The 21,752-nt window shown below is 72.5% G+C and carries 23 protein-coding genes; 6 read left to right on the top strand and 17 right to left on the bottom strand.

The window, feature by feature from the left end; all coding sequences use genetic code 11:
• Positions 1-4: 4 nt before the first annotated feature.
• The 10 genes from OEY_RS0122375 to OEY_RS0122330 all read right to left on the bottom strand — a co-directional run bounded on the left by OEY_RS0122375 (position 5) and on the right by OEY_RS0122330 (position 8,363).
• Positions 5-1,075 carry a SagB/ThcOx family dehydrogenase gene (locus OEY_RS0122375; protein ID WP_010595995.1) on the bottom strand — a complete coding sequence of 357 codons (1,071 nt, stop codon included), beginning with the start codon at positions 1,073-1,075 and terminating at the stop codon, positions 5-7.
• A complete protein-coding gene (locus tag OEY_RS0122370; protein WP_010595994.1) occupies positions 1,072-2,130 on the bottom strand; it encodes an ATP-grasp domain-containing protein in 1,059 nt (352 codons plus the stop codon). The genes OEY_RS0122375 and OEY_RS0122370 overlap by 4 nt, the downstream gene beginning before the upstream one ends.
• A 77-nt stretch (positions 2,131-2,207) precedes the next feature.
• A complete protein-coding gene (locus OEY_RS30945; RefSeq protein WP_010595993.1) occupies positions 2,208-2,366 on the bottom strand; it encodes a hypothetical protein in 159 nt (52 codons plus the stop codon).
• Positions 2,367-2,503: 137 nt separating this feature from the next.
• A complete protein-coding gene (locus OEY_RS0122360; protein WP_010595992.1) occupies positions 2,504-2,791 on the bottom strand; it encodes a putative quinol monooxygenase in 288 nt (95 codons plus the stop codon).
• 46 nt (positions 2,792-2,837) lie between these two features.
• Positions 2,838-3,596, bottom strand: coding sequence for an SDR family NAD(P)-dependent oxidoreductase (locus OEY_RS0122355; protein WP_010595991.1), 759 nt, complete (start codon positions 3,594-3,596; stop codon positions 2,838-2,840).
• Between the two features lie 28 nt (positions 3,597-3,624).
• On the bottom strand, positions 3,625-4,782 hold the full coding sequence (locus tag OEY_RS0122350; protein WP_029540164.1) for an acyl-CoA dehydrogenase family protein: 1,158 nt from the start codon (positions 4,780-4,782) through the stop codon (positions 3,625-3,627).
• A gap of 56 nt (positions 4,783-4,838) precedes the next feature.
• Positions 4,839-5,465 (bottom strand): TetR/AcrR family transcriptional regulator, encoded by a 627-nt coding sequence (locus tag OEY_RS0122345; protein ID WP_010595989.1) that lies wholly within the window; start codon positions 5,463-5,465, stop codon positions 4,839-4,841.
• Between the two features lie 37 nt (positions 5,466-5,502).
• Positions 5,503-6,264, bottom strand: coding sequence for a 3-hydroxyacyl-CoA dehydrogenase (locus OEY_RS0122340; protein WP_010595988.1), 762 nt, complete (start codon positions 6,262-6,264; stop codon positions 5,503-5,505).
• A gap of 26 nt (positions 6,265-6,290) precedes the next feature.
• Entirely contained in the window at positions 6,291-7,484 is a 1,194-nt protein-coding gene (locus OEY_RS0122335) for a thiolase family protein (RefSeq protein WP_010595987.1), read from the bottom strand.
• A gap of 78 nt (positions 7,485-7,562) precedes the next feature.
• A complete protein-coding gene (locus tag OEY_RS0122330) occupies positions 7,563-8,363 on the bottom strand; it encodes a crotonase/enoyl-CoA hydratase family protein (RefSeq protein WP_010595986.1) in 801 nt (266 codons plus the stop codon).
• A gap of 188 nt (positions 8,364-8,551) precedes the next feature.
• Between OEY_RS0122330 and OEY_RS0122325 the strand changes: the two genes are divergently transcribed.
• A complete protein-coding gene (locus tag OEY_RS0122325; RefSeq protein ID WP_010595985.1) occupies positions 8,552-9,520 on the top strand; it encodes an NADPH:quinone oxidoreductase family protein in 969 nt (322 codons plus the stop codon).
• 31 nt (positions 9,521-9,551) lie between these two features.
• The gene (locus OEY_RS0122320) at positions 9,552-10,334 is read left to right on the top strand and encodes an enoyl-CoA hydratase (RefSeq protein ID WP_010595984.1); all 783 of its coding nucleotides are present in this window, start codon (positions 9,552-9,554) and stop codon (positions 10,332-10,334) included.
• Positions 10,335-10,343: 9 nt separating this feature from the next.
• Here OEY_RS0122320 and OEY_RS0122315 read toward each other — a convergent pair whose 3' ends face one another.
• The 4 genes from OEY_RS0122315 to OEY_RS0122300 all read right to left on the bottom strand — a co-directional run bounded on the left by OEY_RS0122315 (position 10,344) and on the right by OEY_RS0122300 (position 13,442).
• Positions 10,344-10,991, bottom strand: coding sequence for a TetR/AcrR family transcriptional regulator (locus tag OEY_RS0122315; protein WP_010595983.1), 648 nt, complete (start codon positions 10,989-10,991; stop codon positions 10,344-10,346).
• Between the two features lie 117 nt (positions 10,992-11,108).
• Positions 11,109-11,771 (bottom strand): histidine phosphatase family protein, encoded by a 663-nt coding sequence (locus OEY_RS0122310; RefSeq protein WP_026137966.1) that lies wholly within the window; start codon positions 11,769-11,771, stop codon positions 11,109-11,111.
• Positions 11,772-11,773: 2 nt separating this feature from the next.
• Positions 11,774-12,682, bottom strand: a complete 909-nt coding sequence (gene pheA, locus OEY_RS0122305; RefSeq protein WP_010595981.1) for a prephenate dehydratase — start codon at positions 12,680-12,682, stop codon at positions 11,774-11,776.
• Positions 12,683-12,767: 85 nt separating this feature from the next.
• Complete coding sequence (locus tag OEY_RS0122300; protein ID WP_010595980.1) at positions 12,768-13,442, bottom strand: hypothetical protein; 675 nt, start codon at positions 13,440-13,442, stop codon at positions 12,768-12,770.
• A 106-nt stretch (positions 13,443-13,548) separates the two neighbouring features.
• On the opposite strand from OEY_RS0122300, the gene OEY_RS0122295 reads away from it, so the two are divergent.
• Both OEY_RS0122295 and OEY_RS0122290 read left to right on the top strand, forming a co-directional pair.
• Positions 13,549-14,355 carry a DUF2470 domain-containing protein gene (locus OEY_RS0122295; protein WP_010595979.1) on the top strand — a complete coding sequence of 269 codons (807 nt, stop codon included), beginning with the start codon at positions 13,549-13,551 and terminating at the stop codon, positions 14,353-14,355.
• Positions 14,356-14,420: 65 nt separating this feature from the next.
• Entirely contained in the window at positions 14,421-17,471 is a 3,051-nt protein-coding gene (locus OEY_RS0122290) for a Kelch repeat-containing protein (RefSeq protein ID WP_010595978.1), read from the top strand.
• A 91-nt stretch (positions 17,472-17,562) separates the two neighbouring features.
• Here the strand turns inward: OEY_RS0122290 and OEY_RS0122285 are convergent, their stop codons facing one another.
• Positions 17,563-17,832: a hypothetical protein gene (locus OEY_RS0122285; RefSeq protein ID WP_006944638.1), complete on the bottom strand. Its 270-nt coding sequence runs from the start codon at positions 17,830-17,832 to the stop codon at positions 17,563-17,565.
• 269 nt (positions 17,833-18,101) lie between these two features.
• Here OEY_RS0122285 and OEY_RS0122280 point away from each other — a divergent pair, with 269 nt between their 5' ends.
• Positions 18,102-18,905 carry a CPBP family intramembrane glutamic endopeptidase gene (locus OEY_RS0122280; RefSeq protein ID WP_026137967.1) on the top strand — a complete coding sequence of 268 codons (804 nt, stop codon included), beginning with the start codon at positions 18,102-18,104 and terminating at the stop codon, positions 18,903-18,905.
• A 106-nt stretch (positions 18,906-19,011) separates the two neighbouring features.
• Positions 19,012-20,286, top strand: a complete 1,275-nt coding sequence (locus OEY_RS0122275) for an LCP family protein (RefSeq protein ID WP_237713779.1) — start codon at positions 19,012-19,014, stop codon at positions 20,284-20,286.
• A gap of 39 nt (positions 20,287-20,325) precedes the next feature.
• Here the strand turns inward: OEY_RS0122275 and OEY_RS0122270 are convergent, their stop codons facing one another.
• Both OEY_RS0122270 and OEY_RS0122265 read right to left on the bottom strand, forming a co-directional pair.
• Positions 20,326-21,240 (bottom strand): DUF5926 family protein, encoded by a 915-nt coding sequence (locus OEY_RS0122270; RefSeq protein ID WP_010595975.1) that lies wholly within the window; start codon positions 21,238-21,240, stop codon positions 20,326-20,328.
• A gap of 9 nt (positions 21,241-21,249) precedes the next feature.
• Positions 21,250-21,752, bottom strand: a 503-nt coding sequence (locus OEY_RS0122265; protein ID WP_010595974.1) for a glycerophosphodiester phosphodiesterase family protein, incomplete at its 5' end; no start/stop codon positions are given.

Genomic DNA, 21,752 nt, shown 5'->3' with positions numbered 1-21,752 from the left:
GACGTCACCCGAGGCCGGCGGGGTGACCGAGCGCCGTGACCGCCAGGACCGGTTCGGCGGTGGGGTCGCAGCCGAGCAGGTCTTCGAGTTCGCGGTCGCGCATCGCCGTCGCCGTCACCGCACCGAGGCCCAGCGCGGTGGCGGTGAGCAGGACGGTCTGACTGACGTGGCCGAGTTCGACGAGGATGTCGCGGTAGGCCCGGGAGTGTTCGTACCGCCACCGAGTCCGGGCCGGTACCGCCGTGTAGATGAGCAGCGCCGGGCAGTCCGACAACCACGGCTGCTCGCCGAGCGCCGCGTCCAGCACGGGCCGGGGCACGCTCGGCCCGATCCGTTCCAGCCCACCGCGCATCGGCGCGTAGTGGAAGAACCCCGGCTCGAGTCCGTCGACGCGGTTCGCGTAGAGATACAGCTCGAGGGGGGTGCGGGCACCGGCGGACGGGCTGGTCTTCAGCAGCACCTGCCCGACCTGCGGATGGTCGATCACCGTGACGGGCCCCGCCGCGACGCGGGCGACGGTGCCCACGGCGTCGAGAGACACGGGATCGGCCGTGAACTGCCGGACCGAACGGCGCTCGAACAGCGCCTCGACGAGGCCCGGACGCTGCCATCCCGACGAGTCCGGCCGGTCGCCGGGCACGGGGATCATCGGATGCTGCGGATAGGACTTGGCGGCCGCGGGCGCCGGCTGTTCGCTCGCCTTGGCAGCCGACCGCAGTTCGTCGTCGAGCACGTCGGCGAACCGGACGTCCGAGCCGGTGCGGGCCGCGAAGTGCAGGTAGCGAGCCGACGGACCCCACGTGCCCCATTCGACGAGCATCTGCTGCTGCTCGGCGTGCTCGGCCGAACCCTCGGCGACGAGCACCTGCGCCTCGAGCAGCCGGTGGGCGATTCCGAGGGGCAACTCCCCCAGTTCCGCGATGCTGTCGAGTTCGCGCCACGACGCGAACCAGCGCAGGACCCGCTCGCTGTCGGGGGTGAGGGCGAACTGCCGGTGGTGCAGGTAGTCGTCCCACACCAACGTGCCGTTGCGCCAGAACAGCACCGCGTACTCGGCGACGGCGACACGGGTCATCGGTTCTCTCCTCGGTGTGCGGGGACGGCGGCGGCGATCAGAGCGCGCACCGCGTTCGTGGTGTCGGAGTCACCGGCGCCGTGTTCGGCCCAGCGCCAGTCGAATTCGGGATTGACCTCGAGGAACACCGGGCCGGTGGGCGTGTCGAGCAGGTCGACGGCGGCGAGGTCGAGCCGGAACCGGTCGAGGAGCCCCCGCACCGCTTCGTCGATGCCGGACGGAATGGCACAGCGCCGCACGGTGATCGACTCCGGCCGGGTCCACAACGACTCCGGGGTGGGCCGCGTGACGGCGTACCCGATCAGGGTTCCGCCGACGGCGTGGATGCGCAGCTCCCGGTCGGCCGCCACGTACTCCTGCACGAGCACGGGTGCACCCGTGTCCTGTCGACCGTCGAGTGCCGTGCGGGGGACGCGCTGTGGGTAGATGCCGCGCAGACGGCCGGGCCGTGGTTCGACGCAGTGCCGGCCGAGGCTCTTGACCAGCAGGTCGCCGTCGCCCGGGAGGGCCCGGGCCGCGACGTCGAGCCGTGTCGTCACGAGGGTCGCGGGGACGCGCAGCCCGGCCGCGCGCGCGGCAGCGAGCTGGGTGAGCCGATCGGGGGTTCCGGGCCGCGCGGCGGGGTTGAGCGTGCGCACCCCTTCGTGCGCTGCCAGGGCGGTGACGAACGCCTGCCACTGGTCCCGCACGTGCAGTGTCACGTCGGGTGCGGTGTGCCCGCTGTGCAGGGCGTCCACGTCGAAGTACCGCGACCAGCACACCCGGGGCCGGAACGTCCGGCCGTCACGGACGAGCAGGCCGTCGAGCGGGTCCCACTGCACGTCGGTGCCGGCGCAGCGGTCGCTGTCCAGACGCACCAGCGCGGTGCCGCGCGCGGCGAGCCACAGTGACAGAGCGTCGACCTCGCGGTCGGCGGCCCGGGTGAGGACGAGGACGCACGGCGCGGGATCCGGCGCCGTGGGATGTCCGACGCGGGCCTGGAAGTCCAGGGATTCGGCCGAGGCCGTCGTGACGTGGGGGTGCGGGCGCAGCAGCAGCGGCAGCGCAGCGGTCATGGGGGTTCCTCCGGTGGCGGTCGAGGGGACGGGACGGCCGGAGCACTGTGGTACTCCGGCCGTTGCACGTCCGTCGATCAGCCGCCGTGACACCCCTTGCAGCCGGGCCGGGTCATGGCTTCGACGTAGTCGCTCGCATACGCGGCGAAGGTGGCGTCCTCGATCGCCGCGACGCTGCGCAGCGCCGCTTCGTCATCGAGGGTGAGCAGGGTCCGGGCCATCTCTTCGACGTTCATGGCGTCCGCCTTTCCTGGGGGGGGTTCCGCCGTCCCCGGGACCGGGTGGGCGGGCGTCGATCCGACATACCGATCGTCGACCACGGCGTCACCCGTGCCCAGGCACCCCAGGGCGGAATCTGCCCACCCCCTGCCGGTCAGACCTCGTCGAAGTAGGTCAGCTTCGGCGCGCCGGCGAGCAGCGGGCCGAGTTCGGTGATGGCGCCGGGCCCGGCCCGGAACTCGCGGTAGGCGGCGTCGTGCTGTTCGGACTCCCACTTCTCCACGACGACCCAGTGCGCCTCGTTCGACCGGTCGGCGAGCACCTCGATGCCGAGGCACCCGTCGAACGCGCGGGTCTCCTTCAGAACCCGGTCCATCAGTGCGCGGCCCTCCCCGAGCGTCTCGGGCTTGAACTCGAGCTCCAGGAATGCGGTCAGTGCCATAGCTCCTCCTCGTGGACGATTCTTGCTGGACAACATTTCCGGCGGTTCAGAAGATCGAGTATCCGCCGTCGATCAGGGTGGACGATCCGGTCTGGAACGCGGAGGCGTCACTCGCAAGGTACACGGCGATGCCGGCGAAGTCCTCGGGAGTTCCCCACCGGCCCAACGGTACCCGCGAGATCACGTGGGACTCGAACGTCTCCGAGTCCTGCAGCGGCCCGGTCATGTCGGTGGCGATCCAGCCGGGCAGCACGCTGTTGACGCGGATGCGGTGCCGGGCGAGTTCCACCGCGCAGCCGTTGGCCAGCGCCAGGACCCCGGCCTTGGTGGCGGCGTACGCCTGATTGCGTCCGGCGCCCTGGATCGCACCCAGGCTCGACGTGACGATCATCGATCCGCCGGTGCCCTGGCCGACGAGCACCCCGGCCGTCTCCCGCAGGGTGAAGTACGCGCCGTCGAGGTTGGCCGCCATCACCTTCCGGTAGTCCTCGGTGCTCGAGTCGACGAACCGCGCGAGCGGCACCCCGATTCCGGCGTTGACCACGACGACGTCCAGCCCGCCGAGTTCCTCGACCGTCGCGGCGACACCGTCGCGGACGGCCGCTTCGTCGGACACGTCCACCGATCGGGTGAGCACGCGGACCCCGGTCGCCTCGAGGTCGGCCGCCGCCTTCGCGAGCCGGTCGGTGCCGCGGCCCCACAGCGCGACGTCGGCGCCCGCGGCGGCGAGTCCCCGCGCCATGCCCAGGCCGATGCCGGCCGAGCCGCCGGTGACCAGTGCCCGCTTCCCGGACAGATCGAACATCGTGTCGCTCCTTCGAAGGTGGCGTGGATCAGGCGTATTCGGCGGCGATGTCCCGGCCGATGATCTCCTTCATGATCTCGGTGGTGCCACCGTAGATGGTCTGGATGCGGGTGTCGACGTAGGCGCGCCCGATGGGGTACTCCATCATGTACCCGTAGCCGCCGTGCAACTGCACGCACCGGTCCACGACGCGCTTCTGCAGCTCGGTGGCCCACCACTTGGCCTTCGCGGCGTCGACGGCGGTCAGCTCCCCGGCGTTCAGCGCGAGCACGCACCGGTCGACGTGGGAACCGGTCACCTCGATCTCGGTGAGGATCTCGGCGAGGACGAAGCGGGTGTTCTGCAGGTCGCCGATCGGCTTGCCGAATGCCGTGCGTTCGAACACGTAGTCCTTGGTCCACCCGTACGCCGCCCGGGCGGCGGCGACGGCACCGACGGCGATGGAGATGCGTTCGAGGGGAAGGTGTTCCATGAGGTGCACGAACCCCTGCCCCTCGGTCCCGAGCAGGTTGTCCGCCGGCACCCGTACGGCGTCGAAGGACAGCTCGGCGGTGTCCTGGCCGGCCAGGCCCACCTTGTGCAGTTTGCGGCCGCGGGTAAAGCCCGGCATGTCGCGTTCGACGACGAGCAGGGAGAAGCCGCGGGCGCCGGCCTTCGGGTCGGTGCGGGCGACGACGATCACCAGATCGGAATGGATTCCGTTGGTGATGAACGTCTTCTGCCCGGTCAGGATCCAGTCGTCGCCGTCGCGCACCGCGGTGGTCTTGATCCCCTGCAGGTCGGACCCGGTGCCGGGCTCGGTCATGGCGATGGCCCCGATGAGTTCGCCGGCGGCCATGCCGGGGAGCCAGCGGCGCTTCTGCTCCTCGGTGCCGAGGTCGGCGATGTAGGGGACGGCGATGTCGTCCTGCAGGCTCATGCCGGAGCCGAAGGAGGTGGTGCCGGTGCGGGCGACCTCCTCGGCGACGACGCAGCGGAACCGGTAGTCGGTCACGCCGGACCCGCCGTACTCCTCGGGGACGCCGAGGCCGACGACGCCCGCCTTGCCCGCGGCGATCCAGGCGGAGCGGTCGATCAGCCGCTCGTCCTCCCAGCGTTCGTAGTTCGGTTCGACCTCGCGGGCGAGGAACTCGCGTACCGTCTCCCGGTACGCGTCGTGGTCGGCGTCGAAGAAGTAGCGCTTCATGAATGTCCCTGTCTCGGTGTGCACGGTCTCGGTGTGCAGGGCGGGCGGTGCGGCAGTCACGCTCCGGACGGGCACCCCACGATGCGCAGCGCGATGACGGTGTAGCGCGCGGCGACCTGGTCGGGGGTCAGGGGCCCGCCGATCCGGTACCAGCGGGCGATGGACTGGCACATGCCGAGCAGGGCCCGCACCGCCTCGGCGATGTCGTCGACGACGAACACGCCGCGTTCGACGCCCTCGCCGACGAGATCGAGGGCGATCAACTCGACACGCTTGCGGGTTGCGGCGTAGTGGCGGCGATTCTGCGGCGACACGTGGCGCAATTCGGAGTCGAGGGCGGACTGCCGGGATCGGTAGGTCGAGTTCAGCACGATCGCCTCGACGAAGTGGGTGAAGCGCCGCACGGGGTCGTCGCCGCCCGCGGCGACGGCCGCGAGGGCGCGCTCGGTGAGATCACGTACGGCGGTGTGGAGGAGCGCGACGAGGACGGCTTCCTTGTTCTCGTGGTGGTAGTACAGCGCGGGTACCGTCACCCCGACCCGGCGGGCCAGATCCCGGACGCTGGTGCCGTGGAAACCGTTCTCGCCGAAGGCGTCCAGGGCATGCTCGAGGATGGGGTCGAGCTGCAGCGCCTCGAACTCCCGCCAGTTCGCCAACCGGCGGAGTTCGGGCTGGGCAGTCATCGACCCCGTCCTCTCACATGTTGCTCGTGTGCGACGATCAGCGCGGGGCCATGCGGATGGCACCGTCGAGGCGGATGACCTCGCCGTTGAGCATGGGGTTGGAGACGATGTGCGCGGCCAGGGCGCCGTACTCGGACGGGTCGCCGAGGCGGGCCGGATGCGGGACCTGCTGACCGAGGGACTTCTGTGCCTCCTCCGGCAGCGACCCGAGCAGCGGGGTCTTGAACAGGCCCGGCGCGATGGTGACGACGCGGATGAGCAGCGACGCGAGGTCGCGGGCGATCGGCAGGGTCATGCCGACGACACCGCCCTTGGACGCGGAGTAGGCGGCCTGCCCGATCTGACCGTCGAACGCGGCGACGGAGGCGGTGTTGATGATGACGCCGCGCTCGCCGTCGACGGGCTCGGTCTTCGCGATGCGCTCGGCGGCCAAGCGGATGACGTTGAACGTGCCGAAGAGGTTGACGTCGACGACCTTCTTGAACGCGTCGAGCGGGAAAGCGCCCTTCTTGCTCACGGTCTTGACGGCGTTGCCGATGCCGGCGCAGTTGACCGCGACCCGCAGCGGGCCGAGCGATTCGGCCAGGTCGAGGGCCTCGGTGACGGCGGCCTCGTCGGTGACGTCGGCGGCGGCGAAGCGGACGCGGTCGCCGAGTTCCTTGGCGATGGTCTCGCCGTTGGAGGACGGCAGGTCGATGATGACGACCTGGGCGCCGTCGGCGAGCAGGGCCTCGACGGTCGCGAGGCCGAGGCCGGAGGCGCCCCCGGTGACGACGGCGACGCTGTCGTTGACGATCATGTTCTTCCCTTCGGTTCTGTTGTGTCTCAGAGGCGTTCGATGACGGTGGCGTTGGCCATGCCGGCACCCTCGCACATGGTCTGCAGGCCGTAGCGGCCGCCGGTGGCCTCGAGATGGTTCACCAGTGTGGTCAGCAGGCGGGTGCCGGACGAGCCGAGGGCGTGGCCGAGGGCGATGGCGCCGCCGCGCGGGTTGAGCTTGGCCGGGTCGGCGCCGAACTCGTGTGCCCACATCAGCGGCACCGGGGCGAACGCCTCGTTGACCTCGTAGGCGTCGATGTCGTCGATGCTGAGCCCGGACTTGGCGAGGATCTTGCGGGTGGCCGGGATGGGCGCGGTGAGCATGAACAGCGGGTCGTCGCCGGCGACGGCGAACGAGTGGAACCGGGCCCGCGGCGTCAGGCCCAGCTTGGCCGCGGCCTCCTCGCTCATGATCAGCGCCGCGGAGGCACCGTCGGACAGCGGCGACGAGTTGCCCGGCGTGATGTGCCACTGCGCCTCGGGGAAGCGCTGGGCGTACGCCTCGGTGTAGAACGACGGCTTCAGCCCGGCCAGGCCTTCGACGGTGGTCGCGGCGCGCACCGTCTCGTCGACGGTGTGCCGGACCTGCGCACCGGCGGCATCGGTGACCGTGATCGGGACGATCTCCTTGTCGAAGAAGCCGGCGGCGATCGCCTCGGCGGCCCGCTGGTGCGACTGCGCCGAGAACGTGTCGAGCGCCTCGCGGTCGAACTTCCATTTCGCGGCGATCAGTTCGGCGGAGATGCCCTGATTGACCAGGCCCTCGGGGTAGCGGGCGGCGATGCCCGGGCCGGAGGCGTCCTGGCCCATCGACGAGGTGCCCATCGGCACGCGGCTCATCGACTCGACACCGCACGCGATGACGATGTCGTAGGCGCCGGCGATGACGCCCTGCGCGGCGAAGTGCGCGGCCTGCTGGCTCGAGCCGCACTGGCGGTCGATGGTGGTGGCCGGCACCGACTCGGGGAAGCCGGCCGACAGCAGGGCGGTGCGGGAGATGTTGAGGGCCTGCTCGCCGGCCTGATTGACGCAGCCGCCGATGACGTCGTCGACCAGCGCCGGGTCGAGGTCGTTGCGCGCGGTGATCTCCCGCAGGACGTGGGCGAGCAGTTCGACGGGGTGGGTGCCGGACAGGGCGCCGCCGGGCTTGCCCTTGCCGACCGCGGTGCGGACCACGTCGACGATGACAGCGTTGGTCATGAGGAATTCCTTTCGAGGGGTTGGAGCGGCCCGGGTGTCCCGGAGGGATCGACGAGACCCCGGGCCGAGATCAGAGGGTCAGCGACCCGTCCAGACCGGCTGCCGCTTCTGCGCGAACGCGGTCGGGCCTTCCTTGGCGTCCTCGCTGGTGAAGACCGTCCGCAGCGCGGCGTCGTTGGCCTCCCACACCCCCGGCTCCCAGTCGTCGCCGTGCGCGGTGCGGTGGATCATCGCCTTCGATTCGCGCACCGACAGCGGCGCGTTCGCGGCGATCGTCTCGGCGAGGCCCAGCGCCACCTCGAGCGCGGTTCCCGCGGGGGCGACCCGGTTGACCAGGCCCAGTTCCCTGCCCTGGGCGGCGGAGATCGGCTCGCCGGTCAGCGCGATCTCGAGGGCGATCTTGCGCGGGATCTGCTGCTGCAGGCGGATGACCCCGCCCGCGGCGGCGAACAGGCCCCGCTTGACCTCGGGCAGGCCGAGTTCGGCGTCCTCGTCGACGACCGCGAGGTCGGACGCGAGCACCAGCTCGGTGCCGCCGCCGAGGGCGAACCCGTTGACCGCGGCGATGGTCGGCTTGCTGATCCAGTGCTGGGCGTACCCGGCGAAGCCCCATTCGGGATGTCCCTCGGCGGCGAGACTCTCGCCGGTGGCGAGGGCCTTGAGGTCGGCGCCCGCGCAGAACGCGCGGCCGGCGCCGGTGAGGACCACCACGCGCACCTCCTCGTCGGCCTCGGCCTGCTCGAGCAGCGTGCCGACCGCCGTAGAGAGCGCCGCGTTCACGGCGTTGAGCGCCCGTGGGCGGTTGAGCGTGATGACGGCGACGTTGCCGCGGCGCTCGTACAGCGCGGCAGCTTCGGTGACGGTGGACTCCTCGGCCATGGGGCTCCTGTCGGAAACGGTCAGGTCTACTTATCGATCGCTAAATCACTATCACGGACCGATCGATCGGTCAATGGTCTCGTCTAGCTAGCGTCCGATCAGGACGTTCTGGTATGGATGAGCGGTACGCGATCACCGGGCCGCGGAGCACCGAAACCCGCTCGGCCACAAGGACGGCAGGAGAGCCCATGCAGGCCGTGCAGTTGATCGACCGAACCGGACCCGAGGGCGTGCGGCTCGTGGACGTGCCCGAACCCGACCCGCACGGCAGCGTCCTCGTCGATCTCCACGCCGCCGGAGTCTCGTTCCCGGACCTGTTGCAGACCACCGCCGGCTACCAGGTCGTGCGCCCCCTGCCATGCGTGCTCGGCGTCGAAGGGGCCGGCGTCGTGCGCTCCGCACCGGCGGACAGCGGCCTGACACCGGGACGACGGGTCGCCGTGCTCGCCGCCGCCGGCGCGTGGCAGCAGACCGTCGCGGTGACCCCGGAATCGGTGTTCCCGCTTCCCGATTCGGTGTCCCTGACCGCCGGCGCCGGGTTCCTCATGAACTACCTCACCGTCCACTTCGCGCTCGACGAACGCGCCCGGTACCGCGCCGGCGACACGGTGCTCGTGCACGGCGCCGCGGGCGGTGTCGGCGTCGCCGCCCTGCACGTCGCGGCCGCCCTCGGCCTCGAGACCGTCGCGGTGGTGAGCACCGCGGAGAAGGCGGCGGTCGCGAAGGCCAACCGCGCCACCCACACCGTCCTCGCGGACGGCTTCAAGGACCGGGTCCTCGAACTCACCGGCGGCCGCGGGGTCGACATCGTCCTCGACCCCGTCGGCGGGGACCGGTTCACCGACAGCCTGCGTAGCCTGGCACCGAACGGACGCCTGGTGGTCCTCGGCTTCACGGGCGGCGAGATCCCCACCGTCAAGGTCAACCGCCTGCTGCTCAACAACATCTCGGTTCTCGGCGCCGGATGGGGCGAGTACGTGCGCACCTTCCCCGGCTACACCGCCCGCCAATGGGCGCAGCTCGAACCGCTGCTGCGCTCCGGGGCCCTGCAGGTCCCCGAACCCACCGTCCACCCCATGGCGCACGCCGCCACGGCACTGCGGTCGCTCGCCGACCGGACCGCGACCGGCAAGGTCGCCCTGAACCTGCGCCCCTGATCGTCCCGAGCACCCGACCCCCGGAGGACCCATGACCATCGACCCGATCGGAGTCGACGTGACCATCGACGACGGCATCCTGCGTATCACCCTCGACCGGCCCGCCCGGATGAACGCCGTCACCGCCGCCACCCTCGAGGCCGTCGCCGACGCCTTCGAGAAGCACGCCGGCGACGACGCCGTGCGCGTAGCGGTCCTCACCGGTGCCGGCCGCGCGTTCTGCACCGGTGCCGACCTCGCCGGCAAGGACCTGTCCGCGCCGCCGTCGGCCGAGACCATCGACGCGGCCAACCGCACCGTCGCCGCGATCCGCGCTTTCCCGCGGCCGGTCGTCGGCGCCGTCAACGGTCCCGCTGCCGGTGTCGGTGTGTCCCTCGCACTGGGCTGCGATCTCACCGTCGCGGCGGAGTCGGCCTACCTGTTGCTCGCCTTCACCCGCATCGGCCTCATGCCCGACGGCGGCGCGACGGCACTCGTCGCCGCGTCGATCGGTCGGGCCCGGGCGCTGAAGATGGCGCTGCTCGCGGAACGGCTGCCCGCGAGCGAGGCCCTCGCGGCCGGCCTGATCGCCGAGGTGTACCCCGACGACGGTTTCGCCGCCGCCGTCGATGCGCTCGCCGCCCGGCTCGCCGCCGGCCCCGTCGAGGCCTTCCGTTCCACGAAGGACGCGATCAACGACGCGACCCTCGGCGAGCTCGACAACGCGTTCGGCCGCGAACGAGCCGGCCAGCTCGAGCTGCTGGCGTCCGCGGACTTCCACGAGGGCGTGAGCGCCTTCCAGGAGAAGCGGACGGCGGTGTTCGGGCGGAGCTGAGCCGGCCCGTCAGGACGTCGAGGCGGGGGTGGCGCCGACCGTCTTGAGGGCGATCGCGACGTACTTGCGCGCCACCTCTTCCGGAGTCAGGGAGCCCTCGCGGTGATACCACCGCGGGATGGACTGGCACATGCCCAGCAACGCGCGGGTGGTCTCGGCCGGGTCCTCGACGTCGAACACCCCGCGCCGGGTCCCGTCCTCGACGATCTCGAGGACGAGCTTCTCGATCTCCTTGCGCACCGCGCGGTAACGCTGCCGGTTCTCGGGACTGAGGTAGCGCACCTCGCCCTCGAGCGCGGCGAGTCGGGGACGGTTCGTCATGCGCAGCACGATCGCCTCGACGGCATTGGCGAGCCGCTGCACCGGGTCGTCGCCGCCGTCGGCGTCCGCGGCGTAGGCGCGCGCCATCACGTCACTGGTCGAGAGCTCGAGCAGCGCGATGAGCAGGCCTTCCTTGTTCTCGTGGTGGTAGTACAGGGCGGGCACGGTGACGCCCACCCGGCGGGCGATCTCCCGCACGGAGGTGCCGTGGAACCCGGTCTCGTAGAACGCATCGAGCGCCGCGGAGAGGATGGGAGTCAGCTCCATCGGCTCGAGACGTCGCCAGTCCGGCCCAGCGACACCGTCCGCGACGGTGCCGTCGGTGGAAGTTCCCATGTGCCGTACCCAACCTATCGATCGCTACGTTCGGACGGCTCGAGGATACCCGTGCGCCGGCAGCACCCGGGACGCCTCCGCGTCCGGGCGCTTCCAGGGCGGACGGTGGGGGCGAACTCAGCCCATCGGATCGTCGGCGCCGGCGCGCCCGGTGTCGTGGAACGGCCCCTGGAAGGTGCCCCAGCGGACGCACTCCCAGCCGCCACCCGGCAGCGGGACCAGCTCGACGCTCTCGGTGTTGGCGAGGTGGTTGCTGGTCGCGAAGCTGCCCGGCACCCGGCCGAGGTGGGCGGCGACGAGGCGGATCGCGGCACCGTGGCTGACCACCACGACGTCCCCCGAACCGCTGTCGAGATAGTCGGCCCGCACCGACTCGACCACCGGCAGGTAGCGGTCCAGGACGTCCATGCCCGATTCACCGCCCGGCACCCGGTCGCGCAGGTCGCCGGTGTGCCAGGACTCGTACACCTTCATGAACAGCGTGTGGGATTCCTCGTCGCTGCGGTCCTCGAGCTCCCCGACCTGCACCTCGTGCAGGCCTTCGCGGACGACGGTGGTCACCCGCGCGGCGAGTTCGACGTGCTCGGCGGTCTGCCGGGCGCGCAGGGCCTGCGAGGCGAACAATGCCGTCGGCGGCTGCTGCGCGAACCCCCGCCCGAGGGTGCGGGCCTGCGCGACGCCGAGCTCGGTCAGTTCGGCGCCCGGCAGTTTGGTGTCGAGGCGACGCGCGACGTTCGCCACCGTCTGTCCGTGCCGCACCAGGATCAATCGGCCGCTCAACGCTATTCCTCCCCGCGCCGCAGCCGTTGCAGCCACCGCGCATCCTCTTCGTCCGACACCGGGGCCACACCGTGCTGGGACACCGCCGCCCAGGAGCCGAGGAACCGCACCTGCGCGAAGCGGTGCAGCGCCTTGAGCGCCTCGGCGACGAGCGCGTCGTCGATGTGGCCGACACAGTCCAAGTGAAAGAAGTAGGTCCCGTATTCCTGACGGGTGGGACGGGACTCGATCCGGGTGAGGTCGATGCCGCGGGTGGCGAACTCGGTCATGGCCCGCACGAGGGAGCCCGGCTCGTTGGGCAGCTGCAGGATCACCGAGGTGCGGTCGACGCCGGTGCGGGCCGGGGTGGCGGCGGGCCGGGTGGCCAGCACGAAGCGGGTGCGGGCGCCGGAGTGATCGGCGACGCCGTCGGCGAGGACCTGCAGGCCGAGTCGCTGCCCGGCCAGCGCGGTGGACACGCCCGCGTCGGCCTTGCCGGCCGCGACGTCCTCGGCGGCCCCGGCGTTGGACGAGGCGGTCACCACCTCGGCCTGCGGCATGTGGTCGGCGATCCACTGGCGCACCTGTGCGGCGGCCACCGGATAGGCGTGCACGGTGCGGGCCTCGCCGAGCGTGACGCCGGGCCGGGCCACGACGGTGAAGGCCACGTCCAGCTCGGTCTCGGCCACGATCTGCAGGCGCGGGCCCACCGCGAGGGCATCCATCGTGGGGGGCACGGAACCCTCCACCGAGCTCTCGATCGGCACCACGGCAGCGTCGACCGCGCCGTCGCGCACGAGTTGCAGCGCCGCGGGCGGGCTGGCGGCCGACACCCGCTCGACCGGACCGTCGAAGGTTCCGGCATCCTCGAACCGGGCGAGGGCCATCTCCGTGAAGGTTCCGGTGGGACCGAAGTAGGCGATGCGTGGCACGCCTAGAAGGGTACGCACCGAATTCGTCCGGACCCTGTCGTCACGGCAAACGTCGTCCCGGCAAACGTCGTCCCGGCAAACGGAATCATCGCGGCGGCAGGCCGAGGCCGGCGAGGTCCCGCGCGACGGCCGGCGGGTCGTCGACCTCGACGGCGAGCAGGATCTCGCGCACCGCGGCCGCGGCCTCGGGGATCAGCCGGGTCAGCCGGGCGGGGTCGGGTGCGGCGAGCGCGGCGCGCACATCGTCGCCGCGCAGGGCGGCGACGGTGGCGGCGAGCAGGGCGAGCACCTCGCCGGCGTCGCGGGCGCGCGCGGCGAAGCCGGTGCCGGCGTGGGCGAGGACGGACAGGAAGTCGGCGACCTCCCCCGCCTCGCGCCCGGGGGGCAGGCCGGGGCTGTGCCCGGCACCGACGAGCGCGCGGGCCGTCTCGGGCAGGTCACCGGCGTCGACGTAGACGGTCAGGGGGGCGGGGACGGCGATCGCGAGCGCCACGTCGAGCTCTTCCGCGGGGCAGTCGAGCTGGTAGCGGACCGGGACCGGGTGCAGGCCGGACAGGCGTTCGGGTGCGACGTCGAGTTCACCGACGATCCGCAGCGTGGCGGCGCTCCCGGCGGGGGCCTCGGTCAGCGCGGACACCGGCACGACGGGGTCGCCGATCGCGGTGTGGGCGGGGGCGGCGAGTGCGTCGGCGAGGGTCGGGTGCCGGCGGGTGAGCAGGGCGGTGAGCAGGCCGCGGGGCTCCTCGCGGGACGGCGGCATTCCGAGCGTGAGCGGGATGGGCACCTCCTCAGGTTAGTCGCCGGGCTGTTGCGACCCCGATCACCATGACTTAGGTTTGCCTCACCTACTAATCGAGGAGGATCCGATGCCGGCCACCACCGCCCTTCCCGCACCCTCGACCGCCGAGACCGTCCGCACCGCCATCGTCCGCACCGGCTCCGCCGTACTCGCCACCGGCTCCGCCGTGCTCGCCACCGGCTCCGCCGTACTCGCTACCGACGGAGCCGCGCCCGTGACCACGGTGCTGCACCACCTGCACAGCGACGGCGACCTGCTGGTCGTCGTCCCGGACGACTGTGCCGCCGTCGCGCTGGCCTGGCAGCGGGGCGCCACGGGTCTGCACGCCGTGCTGGAGCTGACCGACCATTCGCCGCTGCGCCTGCGCAACCCCGTCCGCTCGCTCATCTGGCTCCGCGGCACCGCACACACCGTCGCCGAGCCCCGGCGGCTCGCCGCCGACATCGCCGCGACCCTCCCGCACCCCGCGCTGCTCGACGTCGGGCACCGCGCCGAACTGCTGCGTCTGCGGCTCACATCCGTCGTCGCCGCCGACACCACCGGCGCCGAGGCCGTCGAGGTCGCCGACGTCCTCGCCGCCGCCCCGGACCCGTTCGCCGCCGTCGAGTCCGCCTGGCTCGAGCACCTCGAGCAGGACCACGGCGACCTCGTCCACCGCATCGCCCGGCACATTCCCGCCGCCGAGCGGCGTGGCCGCATCCGGCCCCTCGGCCTGGACCGCTACGGCCTGCGCCTGCGGCTCGAGTCCGGCCGCGGCGACCACGACGTGCGGATTCCGTTCCCCGAACCCGCCGACGACGCCGAGTCCCTCGGCCGCGCCCTGCGCCGCCTCGTCGGCTGCCCCTTCGCCAACGGGCTGCGCGCCAGGCACTGATCTTCCCGCCCGCTTCGGCGGTATCCTCGAGTCAGCAGTGCGTCGCATGTCGAAAGCCGCGAATCATGGCCGATTTCGATCCGGAAGCCACCCGTCCCGCCGGGCAGGGGATCGCGGCCGAACTCGCCGCGGCGGGATTCGACGATGCCCTCGTCGTCGGCCGAGGCGGCTTCGGTGTGGTCTATCGGTGCCGGCAACGCTCCCTCGGACGCACCGTCGCGATCAAGGTGCTCTCCTCCGACCTCGACGCCGAGAACCGCGAACGGTTCCTGCGCGAGGGCTTCGCGATGGGCGGACTGTCCGGCCACCCGAACATCGTCAACATCCTCCAGGTGGGCGTCACCTCCACCGGCAGGCCCTACATCGTGATGCCGTACCACCCCAACGACTCGCTCGCGGTGCGGGTCCGCCGCGACGGTCCGATGCCGTGGTGGGACGTCGTGCGCGTCGGGGTCAAGCTCGCCGGCGCCCTCGAGACCGCCCACCGCGCCGGCACCCTGCACCGCGACGTCAAGCCCGCCAACATCCTCGTCACCGAGTACGGCGAGCCACAGCTCACCGACTTCGGTATCGCCCGCATCGCCGGCGGTTTCGAAACCGCCACCGGCGCCTTCACCGGATCGCTCGCGTTCACCGCCCCCGAGGTGCTCGAGGGCAAACCCCCCACCCCCGCCTCGGACATCTACGGCCTCGGCGCCGCCATGTTCGCCCTCATCACCGGCCGCGCCGCGTTCGAGCGACGCACGGGCGAGGAGATCATCGCCCAGTTCCTGCGCATCACCAGCCAGCCCATCCCGGATCTGCGTCCCCACGGCATCCCCGACGACGTGTGCACCGCCATCGAGCACGCCATGTCGGTGGATCCGGCCCGCCGGCCCGCCACGGCCGCCGACTTCGGCCGCGAGTTGCAGCAGGTCCAGGCCCGGCACGGCCGCCACGTCGACGACATGGCACTGCCGGGCGAGTCGCGGTTCCACGACCAGCCGACGGGCCGGCACCCCCTCGTCGGACCTGTCACAGCCGGGCCCGGCAGCACCGGACCCGGCGGTACCGGGCCCGGCACAGCCGCGCCTGCCACGGTCACCGCGGTCTCCCCGGGGTCCGCCCCACCCCGACCGAACGGTCGACCACCGTCGTCCGGCCCCCCACCACGGTCCGGACCCCCGTCGTCCGGACCCCCGTCGTCCGGTCCGCCGCGTCCGGGCGAGTCACCCGCGCGACGAACCGCGCGGCTGCCGGTGCTGCTCGCCGTGCTCGCCGTCGCGCTGCTCGCCGTCGCGGCCACGGCCGTCTTCGTGGCGACCCGGCAGGCCGGCGACGCCGGGACCGCCGCGGCGGGCGAGACCACCGAGGTCGCCCCGACCGCCGGGTGGCGACCGCTGCGGGACGCGCCCACCGCCCGCCAGCAGACCGCCGCCACCGTCGCCGACGGCACCGTGTGGGTGTTCGGCGGCCTGGACGACTCCGGCTCCTCCCCCGCTCACGAGGGCTACGACCCGGCCATCGACACCTGGAAGTCCGGACCGGACCTGCCGATCCCGCTCAACCACGCGATGGCCGTCACGTGGGACGGCGTGCCCGTCGTCCTCGGCGGCTGGATCCCGGACGGACCCGACCTCACCGCCACCGCGTCGAACCGGGTCTTCGCCGTCCGCAACGGCGAATGGGTGGAGATGCCGCCGATGCCCCGCGCCCGTGCCGCCGGGGCCGCCGTCACCATCGGGGACCGGATCTACGTGTTCGGCGGCCAGGCCGACGACACCCTGATCCGTCCCACCGACGTGTTCGACGGCACCGCCTGGAGCACAGTCGCCGACATCCCCACGCCACGCGAGCACCTCGCGGCCGCGACCGACGGCACCTACGCCTACGCGCTCGGCGGCCGGGACCTGGCCGCCGACAAGAACGTCGCCACCGTCGAACGCTTCGACCCCACCACCGGATCGTGGACCGCCCTGCCCGACATGCCCACCCCGCGCGGCGGGCTCGGCGCCACCTACATCGACGGCCGCATCGTCGCCGCCGGCGGCGAGGAACCCACCCGCGTCCTCGCCGACGTCGAAGCGTTCGACCTGACCACCGGCACCTGGTCCGAGCTACCGGACCTGCGGACGCCGCGGCACGGGCTGGCCCTCGGCGCGGTCGGCGACACCGTCTACGCCATCGACGGCGCCACCGAACCCACCCACGCCGAGTCGACCTCCGTCACCGAGGCGCTGCAGATCCCGCCGCGCCGCGTCCAGCCCGGCCCGGCGTGGCGGCAGCTGCGCGACGCCCCGACCGCCCGCCAGCAGACCGCGGCCGCCGTCGCCGACGGCACCGTGTGGGTTCTCGGCGGTCTCGACAACAACGGGTCCACGGCCCGGGTCGAGGGCTACGACCCGGCGATCGACACGTGGAAGGTGGGACCCGATCTCCCTCTTCCGCTCAACCACGCGATGGCCGTCGAGTATGCGGACGAACTGGTGGTGCTCGGTGGATGGGTGCCGGAGGGCGCCGATCTCACCGCGCGGCCGTCCGATCGGGTGTTCGCGCTGCGCGGCGGCGAGTGGGCCGAACTGCCCGCCATGCCGCAGGCCCGTGCCGCCGGGGCCGCCGTCACCATCGGGGACCGGATCTACGTGTTCGGCGGCCAGGCCGACGACACCCTCCTCACCACCACCGACGTGTACGACGGCAGCAGCTGGAGCACCGTCGCCGACCTGCCCACCCCACGCGAGCACCTCGCGGCCACCACCGACGGCACCTACGCCTACGCGGTGGGCGGCCGGGACCTGGCCGCCGACAAGAACGTCGCCACCGTCGAACGGTACGACCCCGGCACCGACACCTGGACCGCGCTACCCGACATGCCCACCCCGCGCGGCGGGCTCGGCGTCACCCATCTCGACGGCCGCATCGTCGCCGCCGGGGGCGAGGAACCCACCCGCGTCCTCGCCGACGTCGAAGCGTTCGACCTGATCACCGGCACCTGGTCCGAGCTGCCACCGATGGGCGTCGCCCGGCACGGTCTCGTCGTCGCGACCGTCGGTACCACCGTCTACGCCGTCGACGGTGCGCAGCGGCCCACCCACGCCCAGTCCACCGCGCTCGCGGAGGCACTCGACTTCTGGTGACAGGCCGCTCCGCGGCCCGTGTGCCCTTTGGGCTGCCCCAGCCGCCCGAAAGACACACCGCCTCTACCGCTCCGTGCCCGCACTCCGCGGGTCACGGCTTCGGCGTGGCGGAACGCGCCCGCCACCAGCCCACCGCCCCGGTGACGAGCAACGCCCCCACGAGCGAGCCGATGATCCCGCTCGGTCGTAGCGACAATCCGTCGCCGGCCAGGAGACTGACGAGCAGCCCGCCTACGAACGACCCGGCGAGCCCGGCAGCGAAGGCGAGGGTCCAATCGATCCGTCCCGCCGACCTGCCCAGCAGCAACTGGGCCGCGGCGCCGACGACCATCCCGAACACAAGGATTCCGATGAGCAGCATGGCGACAGCATAGACTCCGAGTTCGCCAGCGAATGATTATCGGGGCGAACGTTTTTCGACACTTCTGCTGCTATGGGTGCCCACCGTGGCCGACCGGAGGGACCCCGCACAGCGCACGTCGGGCCGCGCGGCCCGTCGGGTGCGCTCCTCGAGAGCCGCGAACCCGGTCTCGGAAATGGTGCCTGTGCCGAGCAGTTCCTTCGCACGCCCGATCACGCGATCAGGATCAGGATGTGAGCGGTCTGCGGCGACGCGGCACAATCGCGCCCGTGACGATCCGCACCTGGCTGACCCCGCCCCCGCGCCGCCCGGCCGCACCGCTCGATCCGTCGGACCGGCGCGCGCTGTGGATCGAGATCACCATCGTCCTGCTCGTCACGTTCGGCCTGAGCGGGCTGTCGTCGATGCTGTCGCTGCTCGAGTCGGCGCTGGCGCCGGCGCCGCTGTCCGACCAGACCGTCGCACTGAACGTTCCCCGCTCGTCGCAGCAGTTCATCGACCTGGCCCGGCAGCTGCTCGGCATCGTGCGGCTGCTGGCGTGGGCGGCGCTCGGGGTGTACCTGCTGTGGCGCAGCGGCATCGGCCCGAGGGCGATCGGTTTCGCCCGGGACCAGGTGCGGCGCGGCCTGCTGCCCGGTGTGGGGCTGGCGGCCCTCATCGGGATCCCGGGTCTCGGCCTGTACCTGGTGGCACGCGCGGCAGGCCTCAACCTCACCGTCGCCCCGAGCACCCTCGAGGACTACTGGTGGCGGCTGCCGGCGCTGGTGCTGTGGGCGATCGCCAACTCCGCCGCCGAGGAGGTCCTCGTCGTCGCGTATCTGATCACCCGGCTGCGGCAGCTCGGCTGGTCGGAGAACTCGTCGCTGCTCGCGTCGGCGCTGCTGCGCGGCAGCTACCACCTGTACCAGGGGGTCGGAGGCGGGATCGGCAACGTCGTGATGGGCCTGGTGTTCGGCCGGTACTGGCAGCGCACGTCGCAGCTGTGGCCGCTGGTGGTGGCGCACGCATTGATCGACAGCGTCGCATTTGTCGGTTACCAGGCACTTCGCGGGCACGTGTCCTGGCTGCCCTGACCCGGCCTGCGTACATTGGGAGGTCGTGAACGGCGACCATCCCGACCCTCGACCCCGGCCGCCGCGGCAGCCTCCGCAGATGCCGCCGCCGCGCCGACCGGCGCCGATGGGCCGGCCGGCACCGCCGCCGTCGCCGGAGGGACCGCAGGTCATCCGCCGCGACGGACGTCCCCCCGCTCCGCAGCAGGCCTGGTCGCAGGCGCCCACCCCGCAGTACCGGTCGCCGGCGCCCCCGCCTCGGCAGCAGCCGCCAAGGCAGCCGCCGAGGCAGCCGCGCGACTGGGCGCCCACCCAGACTCCCGAACGGTACGACGAGCCGCGCCGCGCGGCCTCTCCCCCGCCGTCACCGCCCCCACCGTCGCCGCCCCCGCCGCGGCGCCGGCCCGCTCCGCCCGCGCCCGAACCGGCCCCCCGCCGCCGGCCCGGCGTCGCCCGTCGCGTCGTGCGCCGCGCCGCGATCGTCGTGCTCGTGCTGATCGCCCTCGTCGGTGCGGGTGCCGTCTACCTCGACGGCAAGCTCACCCGCGTCGACGCGCTCGCCGACTATCCCGACCGCATCGCCGACACCCCGGGGACCAACTGGCTGCTGGTGGGCTCCGACAGTCGCACCGGCCTCAGCGCGGAGCAGGAGCAGGAGCTCGCGACGGGCGGGGAGACCGGTCCGGACCGCACCGACACCGTCATCCTGATCCACGTGCCCAGCGGTGGCGGGCCCACCACGATGGTGTCCCTCCCCCGGGATTCGTACGTCCCGGTCCCCGGTCACGGCCAGGACAAGCTGAACGCGTCGTTCGCGCTGGGCGGCCCGTCGCTGCTGGTGCAGACCGTCGAGGGCGCCACCGGGGTGCACATCGACCACTACGCCGAGATCGGGTTCGGGGGCTTCGCCTCGATCGTCGACGACCTCGGCGGTGTGGACGTGTGCCTGCCGCAGGCCATCGACGATCCGCTGGCGGGAATCTCCCTGCCGGCGGGATGCCAGGAACTCACCGGTCCGCAGGCCCTCGGCTTCGTGCGTACCCGCGCGACGGCACTGGCCGACCTCGACCGGATGAACAACCAGCGGTTGTTCATGTCCGCCCTGCTGAGCAAGGCCACCGGCCTGAGTACGCTGCTGAATCCGGTGCGGATGTGGTCGCTGGCCTCCGGGGTCGCCGGTTCGCTGCGGGTCGACGAGAGCGACCACATGTGGCACCTGGCCCGGCTCGGATGGGCGATGCGGGGCGAGACGGTGACCGCCACCGTCCCGGTCGGCGGCTTCCAGGACGTCTCCGGGATCGGCAACGTGCTCGTGTGGGATCGGTCGCGGGCCGTCCCGTTCTTCGACGCCCTGGCCCGGGACGAGCAGATCCCGCCGGAACTGCTCACGCCGCCGTCGTGAGCAGTTCCGGCTGTCGCGCCGCTCGCCCCGGGGGCAGGTTCAGCGCAGGGTGACCTGACGGCTGCGCAGGCCGTCGCGGGAGCGCCGTTCGGCGGCGGTGAGCGGCGCGTCCACGGCCAGCGCCTCGTCGAGCCGGGCACCGAACTCGGCGGTGGGGGCGACCCACTCGTCCGGGTGCCGCTCCGGATCGAGATCGAACACCGGCACGAGCAGCCCGTGGGTGCGGAACGACCCGGCGAACCGGGAGCCGTCCCCCAGGTGCAGCCCGCCCGCGGCGTGTACCCGCGAGAGCGCGGCCATCAGCGCGTCCTCGTCCTCCGGCCGCACCCAGCGCAGGTGCGCCTTCTCCCCGGCGTCGACCCACCACGCGGCGACGAGTCCTTCGCCCTCGAGCCGCGCGGACGGCATGATCGCGTCGTTGGCGTGCCGGACGGTGTTCGCGACGTCGGGCGAGACCTCGACGCCCTCGGGGATCCACCAGTCGAAGTCCCGGTGCACGGTGATCGCCGGGACGACGTCGACGTCGAGCAGGTCGTGCAGGCGCGGCCGGTCCGGCCCGGGTTCGGCGACGGCGAGGGACGAGCCGGCCTCCGCGTCCCGCGCCCACGCGAGCGCGGCGCCGAGTTCGGCGGCCGGGTCGGGGCCCCCGGCGGCGAGCTGCAACCCGATGTACGCGGCGGTCTCGTCCCCTTCCTCGCGGACGAGGGCGGCGACGGCGCCGGGCAGCACCGTGGCCGCCTGGACGACCCGGCCGGGGGTTCTCGTCGGCAACGGGAACACCGCCGACGGCACGAATTCGCGCAGGGCCACGAGGTCGCATTCGAGGGCGAGACCCTCGAACGGCCGGGTGACCGTGGCGGCCTCGGCCTCCCGGGCGAGCCGCCGCTGCTCGAGCTTCGCGGCGCGGTTGCCGCCGGGCTTGGGTCCGCTGTTTCTCTTACTCTTCTTGGCCACGGCGCAAAACTACACGCCGCGGGAAGCGCCGAGCCGAAGCTTGGTGCGCCCCGGATGGTTGGTGGCCACCCAGCCGACGCCCAGGTCGCGGCACAGGTCGACGTCGGCGGGATCGTCGACGGTCCAGCAGTAGGTGGCGCGGCCCGCGGCGGCCGCCTTGTCGACGAGTTCGGGATGCTGGCGCAGCGTGAAGATCGACGGGCCGATCGCCGTGGCACCGACGGTGGTGGCGGCACTGCCCCCGAGATAGCGCGACGTGTCGCCGAGGAGCACCGTCGGCAGCAACGGCGCCGACCTGCGCACCCGCCACACCGCGGCCGCGGAGAACGACATCACGACGACGCGGGAGAAGTCCGCGGAGGCGGGGGTGGCGAGCCGGAAGCGCGCCAGTTCGGCGAGGAGTTTCGCCTCCACGAGACCGCCGTAGCGCACGGGATGCTTCGTCTCGACGAACAGCTTGACGGGCCGGCTGGTCCAATCGAGCGTCAGCTCGATCAGCTGCCGCAACGTCA

This window comes from Rhodococcus sp. P14, from assembly GCF_000256505.1.
Taxonomy (GTDB): domain Bacteria; phylum Actinomycetota; class Actinomycetes; order Mycobacteriales; family Mycobacteriaceae; genus Rhodococcus; species Rhodococcus ruber.
This window is presented reverse-complemented; position numbering and strand designations above follow the sequence as displayed.

Excerpts from the sequence above, each read along its gene's own strand:
- OEY_RS0122375 (WP_010595995.1), bottom strand. The coding sequence starts at position 1,075 with ATGACCCGTGTCGCCGTCGCCGAGTACGCGGTGCTGTTCTGGCGCAAC.
- OEY_RS0122335 (WP_010595987.1), bottom strand. The coding sequence starts at position 7,484 with ATGACCAACGCTGTCATCGTCGACGTGGTCCGCACCGCGGTCGGCAAG.
- OEY_RS0122300 (WP_010595980.1), bottom strand. The coding sequence starts at position 13,442 with ATGCCGCCGTCCCGCGAGGAGCCCCGCGGCCTGCTCACCGCCCTGCTC.
- OEY_RS0122350 (WP_029540164.1), bottom strand. The coding sequence starts at position 4,782 with ATGAAGCGCTACTTCTTCGACGCCGACCACGACGCGTACCGGGAGACG.
- OEY_RS0122345 (WP_010595989.1), bottom strand. The coding sequence starts at position 5,465 with ATGACTGCCCAGCCCGAACTCCGCCGGTTGGCGAACTGGCGGGAGTTC.
- OEY_RS0122325 (WP_010595985.1), top strand. The coding sequence starts at position 8,552 with ATGCAGGCCGTGCAGTTGATCGACCGAACCGGACCCGAGGGCGTGCGG.
- OEY_RS0122320 (WP_010595984.1), top strand. The coding sequence starts at position 9,552 with ATGACCATCGACCCGATCGGAGTCGACGTGACCATCGACGACGGCATC.
- OEY_RS0122285 (WP_006944638.1), bottom strand. The coding sequence starts at position 17,832 with ATGCTGCTCATCGGAATCCTTGTGTTCGGGATGGTCGTCGGCGCCGCG.
- OEY_RS0122360 (WP_010595992.1), bottom strand. The coding sequence starts at position 2,791 with ATGGCACTGACCGCATTCCTGGAGCTCGAGTTCAAGCCCGAGACGCTC.
- OEY_RS30945 (WP_010595993.1), bottom strand. The coding sequence starts at position 2,366 with ATGAACGTCGAAGAGATGGCCCGGACCCTGCTCACCCTCGATGACGAA.
- OEY_RS0122275 (WP_237713779.1), top strand. The coding sequence starts at position 19,012 with ATGGGCCGGCCGGCACCGCCGCCGTCGCCGGAGGGACCGCAGGTCATC.
- OEY_RS0122340 (WP_010595988.1), bottom strand. The coding sequence starts at position 6,264 with ATGATCGTCAACGACAGCGTCGCCGTCGTCACCGGGGGCGCCTCCGGC.
- OEY_RS0122355 (WP_010595991.1), bottom strand. The coding sequence starts at position 3,596 with ATGTTCGATCTGTCCGGGAAGCGGGCACTGGTCACCGGCGGCTCGGCC.
- OEY_RS0122290 (WP_010595978.1), top strand. The coding sequence starts at position 14,421 with ATGGCCGATTTCGATCCGGAAGCCACCCGTCCCGCCGGGCAGGGGATC.
- OEY_RS0122330 (WP_010595986.1), bottom strand. The coding sequence starts at position 8,363 with ATGGCCGAGGAGTCCACCGTCACCGAAGCTGCCGCGCTGTACGAGCGC.
- OEY_RS0122370 (WP_010595994.1), bottom strand. The coding sequence starts at position 2,130 with ATGACCGCTGCGCTGCCGCTGCTGCTGCGCCCGCACCCCCACGTCACG.
- OEY_RS0122315 (WP_010595983.1), bottom strand. The coding sequence starts at position 10,991 with ATGGGAACTTCCACCGACGGCACCGTCGCGGACGGTGTCGCTGGGCCG.
- OEY_RS0122295 (WP_010595979.1), top strand. The coding sequence starts at position 13,549 with ATGCCGGCCACCACCGCCCTTCCCGCACCCTCGACCGCCGAGACCGTC.